This is a genomic window from Bradyrhizobium erythrophlei, assembly GCF_900142985.1.
GTDB classification, from domain to species: domain Bacteria; phylum Pseudomonadota; class Alphaproteobacteria; order Rhizobiales; family Xanthobacteraceae; genus Bradyrhizobium; species Bradyrhizobium erythrophlei_B.
Genome location: NZ_LT670849.1, coordinates 5298238 through 5312333 on the forward strand (window position 1 = coordinate 5298238; position 14096 = coordinate 5312333).

The window sequence follows — 14096 nt, forward strand, 5'->3', positions numbered from 1 at the left end:
GTCCCGACGGCGCAATTGGGTGGGCGGCCTGCATAGGCTAAAGGCGGGGCCGGGACTGTCTTGCATTCGACAATTGACCGGTAAATTGTCGAGGGCTGTTGCGATGCAGCAGGGATGCGGAATCCGGGGCCGGTCGGGCGGAAAGATGATCACGGCGGACAACTTAAAGAGGATTGCGGCCTGGTCGCGTGAACTGTCGGGGCGCGAGCTCGAGACCGCCTGTGCCGGGATCACCGAGAAGTCGTACCGGCCGGGCGAGTTCATTTTTCTGCGCGGCGACCGCTTCGACTACTGGACCGGCGTGGTCTCGGGCCTAGTGCGGATGGGCACGGTGTCGCGCGGCGGCAAGGCGATGACATTCACCGGCCTCACCGCCGGTGCGTGGTTTGGCGAGGGGACTGTGCTCAAGAAAGAGGCGCGCCGCTACGACATGGTGGCGCTGCGCGATACGCGCATAGCGTTGATGGATCAGGGCACCTTCTTCTGGCTTTACGAGAACAGCGTCGCCTTCAACCGCTTTCTCGTCGTTCAGCTCAACGAGCGATTGGGGCAGTTCATCGGCCTCGTCGAATACGGCCGCACGCTGGACGTCACCGCGCGGCTCGCGCGTTCGATCGCTTCGCTGTTCAACCCGATCCTTTACCCCGATCTCAGCCGCCATCTCGAGATCACCCAGGAAGAAATCGGAGCGTTGTCCGGCATCTCGCGACAGAATGCCAACCAGTGTCTGAATCGGCTGGAAAAAGAGGGGCTGCTTCGGCTCGAATATGGCGGAGTGACCATCCTCGATCTCGATCGTCTACGCAGTTACGGCGAGTAGGCCTTTGCAGCGGGCGCCTTAAACCTCCAGCCATTCCTTGCGGACGGCAGGATTGGCGTTGAGCTGGTCGGGTGTGCCTTCAAAGACGATCCGGCCGTGTCCCATCACATAGACGCGGTGGGATATCCGCATCGCAATCGAGAGCTTTTGCTCGACCAGCAGGATCGCGACCCCGCGGCGGGCGATTTCGGCAATGAGGTCGCCGACCTGCTGCACGATCAAGGGCGCGAGCCCCTCGGTCGGCTCGTCGATCATGATCAGTTCGGGGTCGCCCATCAGGGTGCGGCAGATCGTCAGCATCTGCTTTTCGCCACCCGAAAGTACGCCGGCGGCGGTGTCGGCCCGCGCGGCGAGGTTGGGGAACATTTCGAGCATGTCCTCGAGCCGCCATTTGCCGGGGCTGGAGGTATCCTTGACGCCGAGCAGCAGGTTCTGCCGCACGGTCAGGCTGGCAAAGATATCGCGGTGCTCCGGCACGTAGCCGAGGCCGAGGCGCGCGATCCGGTAGCTCGGCAGGCCCGCTATGTCGCGGCCCTTGAACTGGATCGAACCTTGCGGGGGGACTTCGCCCATGATCGCCTTGACGGTCGTGGAACGTCCGACGCCGTTCCGCCCCAACAGGCTCACGACCTCGCCGGCGTCGATATGCATATCGACGCCCTGGAGGATGTGGCTCTTGCCGTAATAGGCGTGCAGGTCGGCGACTTGCAACATCAGGCTGCCTCCTCGCCGAGATAGGCTTCCTTGACCTTCGGGTTGTTGCGGATTTCCTCCGGGGTTCCCGAGGCGATGATCTGACCGTAGACCAGAACCGAAATCCGGTCGGCCAGACCAAACACCACGCTCATATCGTGCTCGACGATCAGAAGCGTTCGGCCTTCGGTGAGGCGTCGGATCAGCGCCACCGCGCGTTCGGTCTCGGCCCTGCTCATGCCGGCAGTCGGCTCGTCGAGCAGAATGACGGCGGCGCGGCCGGCGACGGTGATGCCGATCTCGAGCGCCCGCTGCTCGGCGTAAGTCAAAAGGCCTGCCGGGACATCGCGCCGCGCCGTCAGCTCGATGTCGGCGAGGATTTCTGCGGTCCGCTCGCGCACCTCGGGCAGATTGTCGATGTTCTTCCAGAACGCGTAGCGCTGGCCCATCGACCACAGCACCGCGCAGCGCAGGTTTTCCCACACGCTCATATTGGCGAAGACGTTGGTGACCTGGAAACTGCGCGACAACCCCCGGCGGTTGATCTGATAGGGCGGCAGGCCCGAAATCACCTCGCCGTGGAGCAGAACGCTGCCCGTTGTCGGCTTTGTGTACCCGCTGATCAGGTTGAAGGTGGTCGATTTGCCGGCGCCATTGGGGCCGATCAGCGCGTGGCGTTCACCTTGCGCGACGCTGAGCGTGATGTTGCGGATGATCTTGATGTTGCCGAAACTCTTTTCGACGGCGCGCAATTCGATGGCTGGGGTCATGCGGCGCCTGCCTTGTCACGCGCCACAGTGGTAGCCTCGCTCCAGGCCTGCCCGATCCGGCGCCAGGTCGTGCGCGCGACCGCATAGCCGCCGATCAGGAGGATGGCCGACAGGCCCCACACGAAAGGGCTCGCGGCATCGAAGCCGACGCCGAACGCCTTGATGTGGGAGTCGTCGCCGGGATTGACGGTGTAATGCACAATGGTCTCGATCGCGATCACAAGTCCGGCGACCATCGCCAGTGTCGGCACAAGCGCGATCAGGTAGCTCGGCACGACCTTCAACAGCGTGCCAGCCCGGACCAGCGGACGGTGCATCATCAGGAGGCCGGTGATGCCGCCGGGCGCGAACAGGACGACGACCATGAAGATCAGGCCGAAATAGAGTTGCCATACCTGCGTCAGGTCGCTGAGACCGAGCGACAGGAAGGTGACGAAGACTGCGCCGACGATCGGGCCGATGAAAAATCCGATGCCGCCGATATAGGCGGCGAACAGCACCGTGCCCGATTGGGCCGCGCCGAGATAGGCGGAGTTCGCAATCTCGAAATTGATCGCCGCGAGCCCGCCCGCGATGCCGGCGAAGAATCCGGCGAAGCAGAAAGCGAAATAACGCACCGTGTGGGGATCGTACCCGACGAACTGGACGCGCTCGGGGTTATCGCGCACGGCGTTGCACATGCGCCCCAACGGCGTGCGGGTCAGCGCATATATCGCAACGACCGCAATCAGCGTCCAGGCGGCCACCAGATAATAGATCTGGATTTGCGGGCCGAAACTCCAGCCGAACACTTTCAGGAGCTTGGTGCGGTTGGCGGAGACGCCGGCCTCGCCGCCGAAGAAGGTGCGCAGGATCAGCGCGGAGGAAGCGATCAGTTCGGCGACGCCGAGCGAGATCATGGCGAACGCCGTTCCAGAACGCTGGGTCGAGACCCAGCCGAGCAGGGCGGCAAACAATAATCCGGTCAGCCCGCCGATCAGGGGCACGATCGGCAGCGGGATCGGCAGCTTGTTGGCGCCGATGATGTTGATGGCGTGGATCGCCAGGAAGCCGCCGAGGCCGTAATAGACCGCATGCCCGAACGACAGCATCCCGGTCTGGCCGAGCAGGATGTTGTAGGACAGGGAGAAGATGATGGAGATGCCGATCAGACAGAACGTCGTCAGCGAGCCACCGGAGCCGAAGACATACGGCAGCAGCACAAGCACGGCGGCGGTGACGAGCCACAGGCCGTAGAATTTCAGTTTGTCGGCGACGGAAGGCAGCGACGGCGCGACGGCTGAAGCGATGTCACTCATGTGTCGCGCGTCCCGAGCAGGCCAATCGGGCGGAAGATCAGGATCAACACCAGCAACACGTAGGGCATGATCGGGGCGATCTGGGCGATCGTGACGCCCCAGATGTCGGCCAGCCAGGTCGAGGCGTAGTCAGGGCTGAGTGGACCGAACGCACCGGCGAGCGAACCGTTCATGGAGACGGCGAAGGTCTGCACCAGGCCGATCAGCAACGAGGCGATGAAGGCGCCGGGCAGCGATCCGAGACCGCCGACCACGACGACCACGAACAGAATGGGACCGAGCAGGCCGGCCATGTTGGATTGCGTCACCAGCGCGGGTCCCGCGATCACGCCCGCGACCGCGGCAAGCGCAGTGCCGACGCCGAACACCAGCATGAAGATGCGCCCGACATTGTGGCCGAGATGGGCCACCATGTGCGGATGCGTCAGGGCTGCCTGAACGATCAACCCGATCCGCGTCTTCTTCAGGACGATCAACAGCCCCGCGAAGATCGCGATCGACACCAGCAACATGAACATCTTGTAGGCGGGATAGTTGGTCGAGAAAATCGTGAAGGCGGGGAAGTCCAGAAGCGCAGGAACGCGGAAATCGACCGGGCTCTTGCCCCAGATGATCTGGACGATCTCTTCGATGACGAAGGCGAGGCCAAACGTGAACAATAGCTCGGCGACGTGGCCGTTGCGGTGGACGCGGCGCAGCCCGAAGCGTTCGACGCCTGCGCCGATCGCACCCGCCAATAGCGGCGCGATCACGAGTGCCGGCCAGAAGCCCAGCCAGCGGCTGATCTGGAATCCGAAGAAGGCGCCGAGCATGTAGAAGCTGGCATGAGCGAAGTTCAGCACGCCGAGCATGCTGAAGATCACGGTCAGGCCGCTGGCCATCAAGAACAGCAGCATCCCGAACAGGACGCCGTTGAGCGTGGATATGACGATCAGTTCAAGCAAGACGCACCACCTGAAATTACGAGGCGCGTCCGTCCCGATGGTGTTCGGGACAGACGCTTGACGCGCGCGAACGGCTAGTTCGGCCGTTCCATCTTGCAGGTGGTCGGAAGCGTGGTGGCGGGCGTGTCGATTTTGGCGACAAGCTTCCAGCCCCAGCCGGTCTTCTCCTCGTCGAACGGCTCCTTTTCGGTGCGCTCGCCGAGCGAGGAGATATAGATCGGCTGGAAGAACTGGTGATCGTCCTTCCTCATGACGCCCTTGCCGCTGTTGAAGACGTCGAACTCCATGCCTTCGAGCACCAGCGCGACCTTCACCGGGTCGGTCGACTTAGCCTTGTCGGCGGCGGCCGCCAGCATGCGCATTTCGTTGACGGCGCGGGGATAGAACAGGCTGAAGTCATATTTCGCCCGCAGCGCCTTTTCGAATTGCTGCGCCGGCGCATTGTCCTCGTTCGGGATACCTTCGTTGACCTGGAATACCTGGTGATTGAGATTGGCCTGCTTGATGGCCGTCGGCCCACCGGTGCCGCCGGCGTAATACGTGTACCAGTTCACTTTCAGTCCGGCGTCGGCGGCCGCCTTCAACAGCAGCGCGAAATCCTGGCCCCAATTGCCGGTAACGACGGTGTCGGCGCCGGACGCCTTGATTTTCGCAATATACGGCGCGAAGTCGGTGATCTTGAGCAGCGGGTGCAATTCGTCGCCGACGATCTTGATGTCGGGCCGCTTGGCCGCCAGCATCGACTTGGCAGCGGTCCGTACCGCCTCGCCGAACGAATAGTCCTGGTTGATCAGGTAGACGTTTTTGATCGAGGGCGTCGACTTCATGTAGTTGGTCAACGCTTCCATCTTGATGTCGGAATTCGCATCCCAGCGGAAATGCCAGAAGCTGCATTTGGCATTGGTGAGAGCAGGGTCGACCGCGGCGTAATTGAAGTAGAGCACTTCCTTGCCGGGGTTGCGTTCGTTGTATTTGGTCACGAAATCCGACAACGCACCCGCAACCGAGGAGCCGTTGCCCTGGGTGAGGAAGCGCACGCCGGCGTCGATCGCCTTCTGCGCCTGGATCAGGCTTTCCTGCGGATTGGTCTTGTTGTCGAGCGGGACGATCTCGACCTTCTTGCCCTGAATGCCGCCCTTGGCGTTCAATTCGTCGGCCAGAAACTGGAATGTCTTGAGGCCGACTTCGCCGACGCTGGCGCCGCCGCCCGACAACGGATCGATGTAACCGATCTTCAGGGTTTCCTGCGCCATCGCAGCACCGCCAAGCATTGGCAGTGCAAACGCTGCCGCAATCATGAATTTGCGCATGTCCGTCCTCCCGGAGTTCGTTTTCTTGGGTGATTTTTGAAGGTCTGGCCGCTGGAACGACATCTAGTCCAGTGATCTCAGGGCCCTGTTTTGGGAGCAATTGTGGGCCAAGGCTTTGAAGGCCGCAAGCCCGGCGCGCGGCCGGTATTGGACCCGCCTTGGGGATACTTTCGCCGGCAGGGTTGCGGCCAGCCTGTTAACTGCGATCGGCTCGCCTGAACTGTTACGGCGACTTCCGGCGCCTACATCCGAACGGCGATCGATCTCGCCAGGAAGCCGACAAGGAGCCCACAAGGCTGAAAGCGATCGAAGGTTAACGGACAATCGCCTGTCGGTCCTCTTGTTCGATACCGCGCTCTTCACAGGGCATATTGATTGAAGCCGCCTGCACCGCCATGTATCAGCGCCATCCATCCAGTTTGGCGCTCGATCACGTCGTCGTGCAGCCTTGACCGGGGGCGGATGATCGAGCCGATCAGCCGGCGCCGCGCAAGCCTCCGCGAGTAACCAAATCCTGCAATACCGTGACTATGGGCCTGATTTTCCATCCTGTTTTGCATTAGACTTCGATGAGGGCGAATGCTAAGGGCTCCCGGTCCCTCAGGAGGTAGAATGACGGCTCAGGATGCGAAGCAGCGCGTAGCGTTGATCACGGGCGTGACGGGGCAGGACGGCGCCTATCTCGCCGAATATCTGCTCGGCCTCGGCTATACTGTGCACGGCATCAAGCGGCGGTCGTCCTCCTTCAATACCGCCCGCGTCGACCACCTCTATGAGGATCCGCACACCGGGAACGTGCCGTTTTTGATGCATTACGGCGACATGACGGATTCGACCAACCTGATCCGTCTGGTGCAGCAGATCAGACCGACCGAAATCTACAATCTCGCCGCCCAGAGCCACGTCGCCGTCTCTTTCGAGAGCCCGGAATATACCGCCAATGCGGACGCGATCGGCGTGCTTCGCCTGCTCGAGGCGATCCGCATTCTCGGCATGGAGAAAGAGACCCGCTTCTACCAGGCTTCGACCTCGGAACTTTACGGCCTGGTGCAGGAAGTTCCGCAGCGGGAGACCACGCCGTTCTATCCGCGCTCGCCCTATGCGGCGGCGAAGCTCTACGGCTACTGGATCACGGTGAACTACCGCGAGGCCTACGGCATGTTCGCCAGCAACGGTATCCTGTTCAACCACGAGAGCCCGATCCGGGGCGAGACCTTCGTCACCCGCAAAATCACCCGCGCGGTCGCCCGCATCGAGACCGGCCTCGAACAGACGCTTTATCTCGGCAACCTCGACGCCAAGCGCGACTGGGGCCATGCCAAGGATTATGTCGTCGGCATGCACAAGATCCTCCAGGCCGATACGCCTGACGATTTCGTACTGGCCACCGGCGAGACGCGTTCGGTGCGCGAATTCGTCGAACTGGCGTTCAAGGAAGTCGGCGGCGCGATCGAGTGGCGGGGCAAGGGCGTCGACGAAACCGGCATCGACCGGAAATCCGGCAAGACCGTCGTTTGCATCGATCCGCAGTATTTCCGCCCGACGGAGGTCGATCTTCTGATCGGCGACCCCTCTAAGGCGTTCAAGAAACTCGGTTGGAAGGCGCAGACGAGCCTCGCCGATCTCGTCAAGCAGATGGTCGCGGGCGACCTCGAAATTGCACGGCGCGAGATAGCCAATGGCAAGCACGCCGTTTGATCTGAAAGGCAAGCGCGTCTATGTCGCCGGCCATCGCGGCATGGTCGGCAGCGCCTTGGTGCGCCGGCTCGCTTCCGAAGGGGTCGAGCTTCTCACGGTTCCGCGCGCCGAAATGGATTTGCGCAATCAGGCGGCCGTGTTCGACTGGTTTGCGAAGAACCGCCCGCAGGCCGTGTTTTTCGCCGCGGCCAAAGTCGGCGGCATCGTCGCCAACAACACGCTGCGCGCCGAGTTCATCTACGACAACCTGGTCCAGGCCACCACGGTGATCCATGCCGCGCATATGAGCGGCGCCGAGAAATTGATGTTTCTGGGGTCGTCCTGCATCTATCCGAAACTTGCGCCGCAGCCGCTGCGCGAGGATTCGATGCTGACCGGGCCATTGGAAATCACCAACGAGCCTTATGCCATTGCCAAGATCGCCGGCATCAAGATGGCGGAAGCCTATCGCAGCCAGTATGGCAGCGACTTCATCAGCGTGATGCCGACCAATCTCTATGGCCCCGGCGACAACTATCACCCCGAGTACAGCCACGTGGTTGCCGCGCTGATCCGCCGCTTTCACGAGGCGAAAGTGACGGGCGCTGCCAACGTCGTGGTGTGGGGCACCGGAACACCGCGGCGCGAGTTTCTCTATGTCGATGATCTTGCGGATGCCTGCGTCCACCTGATGAAGACGTATTCGAGCGACGAACTCGTCAATATCGGGACCGGTGAGGACATCTCGATCGCCGAATTCGCCCGCGTGGTGGCCGACGCCGTCGGCTATACCGGCACGATCAGCTACGATCACTCGAAGCCCGACGGAACGCCGCGAAAATTGCTCGATGTTTCCAGGCTCGCGCAACTTGGCTGGCGGGCGAGCACCTCGCTCAAAGACGGGATCAGGCGCGCCTACCAGGCCTATCTGCGCGAGCACATGCAGGCGGCGGAGTAAGCCGCGAACGACACCCCGGCCGTCATTGCGAGGAGCGGGAGCGACGAAGCAATCCAGATTGCTTTCGCGCTGACTGGATTGCTTCGCTTGCGCTCGCAATGACAGCTTACTTTGACGTCCTCGATCGCGGCTTCTTCTTCGCCAATTCCACCGCCATCGCCGAAATCAGCGGCTTCATGAAGAACGCATCGTTCGCCGGATAAATCGCAGCCGACAGGCCGTGTGATTTAAGCTCATCGGACACCGCAGGGCCCACCGAGGCGATCGGCGTTTTTGCGAGCCCCTCGCGCAGGCGCGCTTCCAGGCCGTGTGTGCGCGCCACCTCGATCAGGCGGCGAATCTGCCCGAGATTGGTCAGCGCCATCGCATCGACGTGTTCTCGGGCCATTTCCTCGATCGCGGTAACGATATGGCTGTCGGCGGCGCTGATGTCGTAGACATAAGGCGTCACCGGAATGGCGGTCGCGCCCCGGGCTGCGATGGCGCCAAGCAGCGCGCCGTGGTCCTTGTCCGGGTAGAGCTGCACGCCGATGCGATGGCCTTTGAGATCGGCGCGCGACAGCATCTCGATGACGCCGTCAGACGTCGGCTTCTCCGTCGTCAGCTGCGGCTCAAGGCCGATCTCGCGCAGCGCGCGTCCGGGTTTTGGCCCGCGCGCAAACGTGCGAGCGCCTTTGAGCGCAGCGATGAAATCCTGATCCAGCGCAATTTTCCGCGCCGCTTTGACCAACCGCCGCAGGCCTTCGCCGGTCATCAGCACGAGATCGTCGAACGGGCGCTCGATCGCTCCGCGAATCCAGGCTTCGACCGGAGCCGGATCGGGCAGATCGTTGATCGTGAACATCGGGCATTGCAGCACGTCGGCGCCTTGCTCGGTGAGAAGCTTCGAAAACTGGGCCTCCTCGCGCGTTTCCAGGATCAGGATGCGGTAGCCGTTCAATCGATCAGGCATGATTTGATATCCCGGTTTACGCCGCCTTCAGTTTGTTCATCTTGATACCGCTCTCAGGATTGGCGCAAGATCGTTGTGGGTGATAGAGCAAAGCCAATCGTGTGTTCCACTCAAACTCTCATCACGGCCGCCATGCCCGATCATCAATTCGTCCTGACGCTCTCCTGCCCGGATCGGCCGGGCATCGTCTCTGCCGTGTCGACCTTTCTGGCCCATAACGGACAGAACATTCTCGATGCCCAGCAGTTCAACGATGTCGAGACCGGACATTTTTTCATGCGGGTGGTGTTCAACGCCGCCGATCTGGCGGTCGGGCTTTCAGCGCTGCAAACCGGCTTCACCGCGATTGCCGACCGCTTCGGCATGGAGTGGCAGATGCGCGATCGCGCCGGCCGCCGCCGCGTGATGCTGCTGGTGTCCAAATCCGATCATTGCCTGGCCGACATCCTGTATCGCTGGCGCACCGGCGAACTTGCGATGGACCCGACCGCCATCGTCTCCAACCATCCGCGCGAGACCTATGCGAGCCTCGATTTCGGCGACATCCCGTTTCACCACTTGCCGGTCACCAGGGAGACCAAGGCCGCGCAGGAGGCTGCGATCTGGGATCTGGTGCAGGCGACGAAAACCGATCTCGTCGTGCTCGCGCGCTACATGCAGATTCTGTCGGATGAGATGTCGTCGAAGCTTTCGGGGCGCTGCATCAACATCCATCATTCGTTTTTGCCGGGCTTCAAGGGCGCGCGACCCTATCATCAGGCGCATGAGCGCGGCGTCAAGCTGATCGGCGCCACCGCGCATTACGTCACCCGCGACCTCGACGAGGGACCGATCATCGATCAGGACGTCGAGCGCATCAGCCATCGCGACACGCCCGACGATCTCGTGCGCAAGGGCCGCGACATCGAGCGCCGCGTGCTGGCGCGCGCCGTGCGGCATCATCTGGAGGATCGCGTGATCCTCAATGGCCGCAAGACCGTGGTGTTCATGGATTGAGGGCCAGTGTGGCGACTCTGACGTTCCTTTCAGCGTCGCCGCGAGCTCTTCGAAGGAACGTCAGAGTCAAAGCCACACTAGAATAATTATGGTTGCTAGTGTCCCTTGGGTTCTGACATTCGTAAAAGTGCCAGCTGCGATAGAATACGAATGTCAGAACCCGGACACTAGGCTGCGGCGCGGTGCTCTTCCCGGGCGGCGGTCCATACCTCACGCGCCGCATCGGTGTTCATGATGGCAATGCCGAACCCGACAATCAGGTCGGGCCACGCTGATGGCCACAGGAAGGCCGTGACCAGTCCCGCGCCCACGATTGCCACGTTCGCAATCGCGTCGTTACGGGCGGACAGGAAGGCAGCCTTGGTCAGGCTTCCGCGGTGATGACGAAACCGCGCGAGCAGGAACGCACAGCTCAGATTGACGACAAGGGCACCGAGGCCGGTCAACGACAGTGCAAACGGTTCCGGCGCGGCGGGCACGGTGAGCTTCTGCCAAGCGGTCCAGATCGTTGCGACTGCCGGTATGAGAAGGATCGCGGCCATGGCCATGCCAACGCGGGCGCGAGACCTCGCCGACCAGCCCAGTGCCGCCAAAATCAGGAAATTGACCGACGCGTCCTCGAGAAAATCGACTGAGTCCGCGAACAGTGAGACCGATCCGATCGAGAGAGCTACCGTGAACTCGATCCCGAAATAGGCGAGGTTCGCGAGAGCGACAATCGTAACCGCCCGGCGGAGAGCTGAACTGGCCATGTCGCTATCAGCTGCTTGCGGCGAGGTTCTAATGCACCGGCTCGAGCTGCGCTGGCGCCGCTGCATTGGCGTTGGTGGGCGCAGGCTCAAGTCGCTTGCGCTCCTGCTCTTTCATGTAGGCATCGTATTCCGGCGTGCCGCGCCGGGGCGGCACGTCCTTCGGCAGGCCGCCGGCCCATTGCGGGATCGCGTCGCTGACGGCGGGCGTAAGCCGCTCGTTGATCGACGAACAGCCGCCAAGGATCGTTCCCGCCAGCGCGAACGCGGCAATCAGGGTGATATGGCGGGCAATGCGTGACATGAACTGGACGGTAGGGCTATCGCCTTTAAAAAAGATGGATTTGCGGCTGCTTCACGGCCGCAACCCGGTTTACGCCGCGCCGGGATCAAAGGCCAACTGGCCGCAGCCTTTGATGTTTTCCCGCTCGGCACTTTTTGTTGACAAGACCAGCTTATTTGTACATTCGTACAAATAACGGTCGAGCAGGGAAGCGGACAAAGAGGCCGCGGCTTCTCGCCGAAAATCATGGATCGTCACGGCTGCCTCGACCCTGCGCGGTTGACAGTACCATGGCACCATAGTGTGGTCGCGTCGAAATTAGACGCGTGGGGGACGTGAGGCTGAAAGATTTGGACGGCGCACCCTTCGTTCAATTGACGAGGGCAACGCAACCGATGCCTTCTAACGCTTAAAGACCGAAGCACCGTCTTCGGGGATAACCGGTCAGGGAGAAACGTTCATGCTCGTTCGTCGTCACCTCTTGCTCGCGGCCGGCGCGGTCGTCGCCGCAGGCGTGCTTTCTCCGCTGCCGCTGATGGCGCAGGAAGTCGTGAAGATCGGTCTGGTCGTGCCGATGACCGGCGGCCAGGCCTCGACCGGCATCCAGATCAACAATGCCGTGAAGCTCTACATGCAGCAGCACGGCGACACCGTCGCCGGCAAGAAGGTAGAAGTCATCCTCAAGGACGATGCGACGGTGCCGGACAACACCAAGCGTCTGGCGCAGGAGTTGATCGTCAACGACAAGGTCGCCGTAATCGCGGGCATGGGCGTTACGCCGGCGGCGTTCGCGGTGGCGCCGCTCGCTACGCAAGCGAAAGTGCCCGAGGTCGTGATGGCGGCCGGCACCTCGATCATCACCGAGCGCTCGCCCTATATCGTGCGCACCAGCTTCACGCTGGCGCAATCCTCCACCATCATCGCGGACTGGGCGGTGAAGAACGGCATCAAGAAGGTTGCGACGCTGACCTCCGACTACGCGCCGGGCAATGACGCGCTGAACTTCTTCAAGGAGCATTTCATCGCCGGAGGCGGGACGATCGTCGAGGAGGTCAAGACGCCGCTCGCCAATCCCGACTTCGCGCCGTTCCTGCAACGGATGAAGGATGCCAAGCCCGACGCCATGTTCGTGTTCGTACCGGCGGGGCAGGGCGGCAACTTCATGAAGCAATATGCCGAGCGCGGGCTCGACAAGGCCGGCATCAAGGTGATCGGCCCGGGCGACGTCACCGACGACGACGTGCTCAAGGACATGGGCGACGCGGTGCTCGGCACCGTCACCGCGCACATCTATTCGGCCGCGCATCCTTCCGCGATGAACAAGGAATTCGTCGCCGCCTACAAGAAAGCCTACAACCAGCGGCCGGGCTTCATGGCGGTCGGCGGCTATGACGGCATCAATCTGATCTATGAGGCGCTGAAGAAGACCGGCGGCAAGACCGACGGCGATTCCTTGATCGAAGCCATGAAGGGCATGAAGTGGGAAAGCCCGCGCGGCCCGATCTCGATCGATCCGGAGACGCGCGACATCGTCCAGAACGTCTATGTCCGCAAGGTCGAGAAGGTCGACGGCGAGCTCTACAACGTCGAATTCGCGACCTTCGAGGCGGTGAAGGATTCCGGCAAGACCAAGAAGTGACTCCGAAGGAGTCATCCCGGGGCGCGGGCGAAGCCCGTGAACCCGGGATCTCGAAATTGTTGAAATGGATTCCGGGCTCAGCGCTGGGGCGCTGCCCCGGAATGACGATTGTCTTGTAGGGGCGCGTTCGATCCGATGACCACGATCCTCACCATCCTGTTCGACGGCGTCGCCTACGGCATGTTGCTGTTCGTGCTGGCGTGCGGGCTGGCCGTGACGCTCGGCTTGATGAATTTCGTCAATCTCGCGCATGGCGCGTTTGCGATGACCGGCGGCTATATCTGCGCGGTGCTGGTCAACCGGCAGGGCTGGCCGTTCTTTGCGGCGCTTCCGCTCGCCTTTGTCGGCAGTAGCCTGATTGGCGCGGCGCTGGAGCGCACGCTTTATCGCCATCTCTATACCCGAAGCCATCTCGATCAGGTGCTGTTCTCGATCGGCCTTGTCTTCATGTCGGTCGCCGCGGTCGATTACATCATGGGTTCGTCGCGGGTGTTCATTCAGCTGCCTTCGGTGCTGGAAGGTCAGCTCGACGTGTTCGGGGTCGGCATCGGCCGCTACCGGCTGATGATCGTGGTGATCTGCGGCCTGCTGACGGCGCTGTTACAGCTCATCTTGGCGCGTACGCGCTTTGGCAGCCGCCTGCGCGCCGCGGTCGACGATCCGCGCGCGGCGAGCGGGCTTGGCATCAACGTGCCGCAGGTTTTTGCCTTTACGTTTGCCTTCGGATGTGGCCTCGCCGGATTGGGTGGCGCGCTGAGCGCCGAAATCCTCGGGCTCGATCCGTATTTCCCGCTAAAATTCATGATCTACTTTTTGATCGTGGTCACGGTCGGCGGCTCTTCCTCGATCACCGGACCGTTCCTGGCGTCGCTCTTGCTCGGCATCGGCGACGTCGCGGGCAAGTATTACGTGCCGAAGATGGGCCCGTTCGTGATTTACACCATCATGATCGTGATCCTGATCTGGCGTCCCAACGGCCTGTTCGGCCGTACCGCGGCGCGTTGAAT

Annotated in this window: 16 protein-coding genes; 6 read left to right on the forward strand and 10 right to left on the reverse strand. The window is 62.0% G+C overall.

Features of this window, described 5'->3' with window-relative positions; all coding sequences use genetic code 11:
* Positions 1-145 precede the first annotated feature (145 nt).
* Positions 146-820, forward strand: coding sequence for a Crp/Fnr family transcriptional regulator (locus tag BUA38_RS25200; RefSeq protein WP_072826419.1), 675 nt, complete (start codon positions 146-148; stop codon positions 818-820).
* Positions 821-838: 18 nt separating this feature from the next.
* On the opposite strand, the gene BUA38_RS25205 is transcribed toward BUA38_RS25200, so the two are convergent.
* From BUA38_RS25205 to BUA38_RS25230, 6 genes are all read right to left on the reverse strand, one after another.
* The gene (locus BUA38_RS25205) at positions 839-1534 is read right to left on the reverse strand and encodes an ABC transporter ATP-binding protein (protein ID WP_072822163.1); all 696 of its coding nucleotides are present in this window, start codon (positions 1532-1534) and stop codon (positions 839-841) included.
* A complete protein-coding gene (locus BUA38_RS25210) occupies positions 1534-2283 on the reverse strand; it encodes an ABC transporter ATP-binding protein (protein WP_072822165.1) in 750 nt (249 codons plus the stop codon). The genes BUA38_RS25205 and BUA38_RS25210 overlap by 1 nt, the downstream gene beginning before the upstream one ends.
* Positions 2280-3581 (reverse strand): branched-chain amino acid ABC transporter permease, encoded by a 1302-nt coding sequence (locus tag BUA38_RS25215; RefSeq protein ID WP_072822167.1) that lies wholly within the window; start codon positions 3579-3581, stop codon positions 2280-2282. Before BUA38_RS25215 ends, BUA38_RS25210 begins: the two co-directional genes overlap by 4 nt.
* Positions 3578-4525 (reverse strand): branched-chain amino acid ABC transporter permease, encoded by a 948-nt coding sequence (locus BUA38_RS25220; RefSeq protein ID WP_072822169.1) that lies wholly within the window; start codon positions 4523-4525, stop codon positions 3578-3580. Before BUA38_RS25220 ends, BUA38_RS25215 begins: the two co-directional genes overlap by 4 nt.
* Positions 4526-4599: 74 nt before the next feature.
* Positions 4600-5835: a branched-chain amino acid ABC transporter substrate-binding protein gene (locus BUA38_RS25225; RefSeq protein WP_072822171.1), complete on the reverse strand. Its 1236-nt coding sequence runs from the start codon at positions 5833-5835 to the stop codon at positions 4600-4602.
* Between the two features lie 359 nt (positions 5836-6194).
* Positions 6195-6383: a hypothetical protein gene (locus BUA38_RS25230; RefSeq protein WP_072822173.1), complete on the reverse strand. Its 189-nt coding sequence runs from the start codon at positions 6381-6383 to the stop codon at positions 6195-6197.
* 64 nt (positions 6384-6447) lie between these two features.
* Between BUA38_RS25230 and gmd the strand changes: the two genes are divergently transcribed.
* Entirely contained in the window at positions 6448-7533 is a 1086-nt protein-coding gene (gene gmd / locus BUA38_RS25235) for a GDP-mannose 4,6-dehydratase (protein ID WP_072822175.1), read from the forward strand.
* Positions 7514-8470: a GDP-L-fucose synthase gene (gene fcl / locus BUA38_RS25240; protein ID WP_072822177.1), complete on the forward strand. Its 957-nt coding sequence runs from the start codon at positions 7514-7516 to the stop codon at positions 8468-8470. The genes gmd and fcl overlap by 20 nt, the downstream gene beginning before the upstream one ends.
* 106 nt (positions 8471-8576) lie before the next feature.
* Here the strand turns inward: fcl and BUA38_RS25245 are convergent, their stop codons facing one another.
* Positions 8577-9422, reverse strand: a complete 846-nt coding sequence (locus tag BUA38_RS25245) for a uroporphyrinogen-III synthase (protein ID WP_072822179.1) — start codon at positions 9420-9422, stop codon at positions 8577-8579.
* Between the two features lie 132 nt (positions 9423-9554).
* Between BUA38_RS25245 and purU the strand changes: the two genes are divergently transcribed.
* Entirely contained in the window at positions 9555-10418 is an 864-nt protein-coding gene (purU, locus tag BUA38_RS25250; protein ID WP_072822181.1) for a formyltetrahydrofolate deformylase, read from the forward strand.
* 167 nt (positions 10419-10585) lie between these two features.
* On the opposite strand, the gene BUA38_RS25255 is transcribed toward purU, so the two are convergent.
* From BUA38_RS25255 to BUA38_RS37080, 3 genes are all read right to left on the reverse strand, one after another.
* Positions 10586-11170 carry a cation transporter gene (locus BUA38_RS25255; RefSeq protein ID WP_072822183.1) on the reverse strand — a complete coding sequence of 195 codons (585 nt, stop codon included), beginning with the start codon at positions 11168-11170 and terminating at the stop codon, positions 10586-10588.
* Between the two features lie 28 nt (positions 11171-11198).
* Positions 11199-11471 carry a hypothetical protein gene (locus BUA38_RS25260; protein WP_072822185.1) on the reverse strand — a complete coding sequence of 91 codons (273 nt, stop codon included), beginning with the start codon at positions 11469-11471 and terminating at the stop codon, positions 11199-11201.
* A gap of 69 nt (positions 11472-11540) precedes the next feature.
* Positions 11541-11708, reverse strand: coding sequence for a hypothetical protein (locus tag BUA38_RS37080; RefSeq protein ID WP_156898717.1), 168 nt, complete (start codon positions 11706-11708; stop codon positions 11541-11543).
* Between the two features lie 202 nt (positions 11709-11910).
* Here BUA38_RS37080 and BUA38_RS25265 point away from each other — a divergent pair, with 202 nt between their 5' ends.
* Both BUA38_RS25265 and BUA38_RS25270 read left to right on the forward strand, forming a co-directional pair.
* Positions 11911-13089, forward strand: a complete 1179-nt coding sequence (locus tag BUA38_RS25265) for an ABC transporter substrate-binding protein (protein ID WP_072822187.1) — start codon at positions 11911-11913, stop codon at positions 13087-13089.
* 135 nt (positions 13090-13224) lie between these two features.
* Positions 13225-14094: a branched-chain amino acid ABC transporter permease gene (locus tag BUA38_RS25270; protein WP_072822189.1), complete on the forward strand. Its 870-nt coding sequence runs from the start codon at positions 13225-13227 to the stop codon at positions 14092-14094.
* The last annotated feature ends 2 nt before the right edge of the window (positions 14095-14096 follow it).

What these genes read in the sequence shown, in the direction of transcription:
- BUA38_RS25225 (WP_072822171.1), bottom strand. Translation starts at nt 5,835, where the DNA reads ATGCGCAAATTCATGATTGCGGCAGCGTTTGCACTGCCAATGCTTGGC.
- BUA38_RS25260 (WP_072822185.1), bottom strand. Translation starts at nt 11,471, where the DNA reads ATGTCACGCATTGCCCGCCATATCACCCTGATTGCCGCGTTCGCGCTG.
- BUA38_RS25265 (WP_072822187.1), top strand. Translation starts at nt 11,911, where the DNA reads ATGCTCGTTCGTCGTCACCTCTTGCTCGCGGCCGGCGCGGTCGTCGCC.
- BUA38_RS25210 (WP_072822165.1), bottom strand. Translation starts at nt 2,283, where the DNA reads ATGACCCCAGCCATCGAATTGCGCGCCGTCGAAAAGAGTTTCGGCAAC.
- BUA38_RS25200 (WP_072826419.1), top strand. Translation starts at nt 146, where the DNA reads ATGATCACGGCGGACAACTTAAAGAGGATTGCGGCCTGGTCGCGTGAA.
- BUA38_RS25270 (WP_072822189.1), top strand. Translation starts at nt 13,225, where the DNA reads ATGACCACGATCCTCACCATCCTGTTCGACGGCGTCGCCTACGGCATG.
- BUA38_RS25230 (WP_072822173.1), bottom strand. Translation starts at nt 6,383, where the DNA reads ATGGAAAATCAGGCCCATAGTCACGGTATTGCAGGATTTGGTTACTCG.
- BUA38_RS25215 (WP_072822167.1), bottom strand. Translation starts at nt 3,581, where the DNA reads ATGAGTGACATCGCTTCAGCCGTCGCGCCGTCGCTGCCTTCCGTCGCC.
- gmd (WP_072822175.1), top strand. Translation starts at nt 6,448, where the DNA reads ATGACGGCTCAGGATGCGAAGCAGCGCGTAGCGTTGATCACGGGCGTG.
- BUA38_RS25205 (WP_072822163.1), bottom strand. Translation starts at nt 1,534, where the DNA reads ATGTTGCAAGTCGCCGACCTGCACGCCTATTACGGCAAGAGCCACATC.
- BUA38_RS25245 (WP_072822179.1), bottom strand. Translation starts at nt 9,422, where the DNA reads ATGCCTGATCGATTGAACGGCTACCGCATCCTGATCCTGGAAACGCGC.
- purU (WP_072822181.1), top strand. Translation starts at nt 9,555, where the DNA reads ATGCCCGATCATCAATTCGTCCTGACGCTCTCCTGCCCGGATCGGCCG.
- fcl (WP_072822177.1), top strand. Translation starts at nt 7,514, where the DNA reads ATGGCAAGCACGCCGTTTGATCTGAAAGGCAAGCGCGTCTATGTCGCC.
- BUA38_RS25255 (WP_072822183.1), bottom strand. Translation starts at nt 11,170, where the DNA reads ATGGCCAGTTCAGCTCTCCGCCGGGCGGTTACGATTGTCGCTCTCGCG.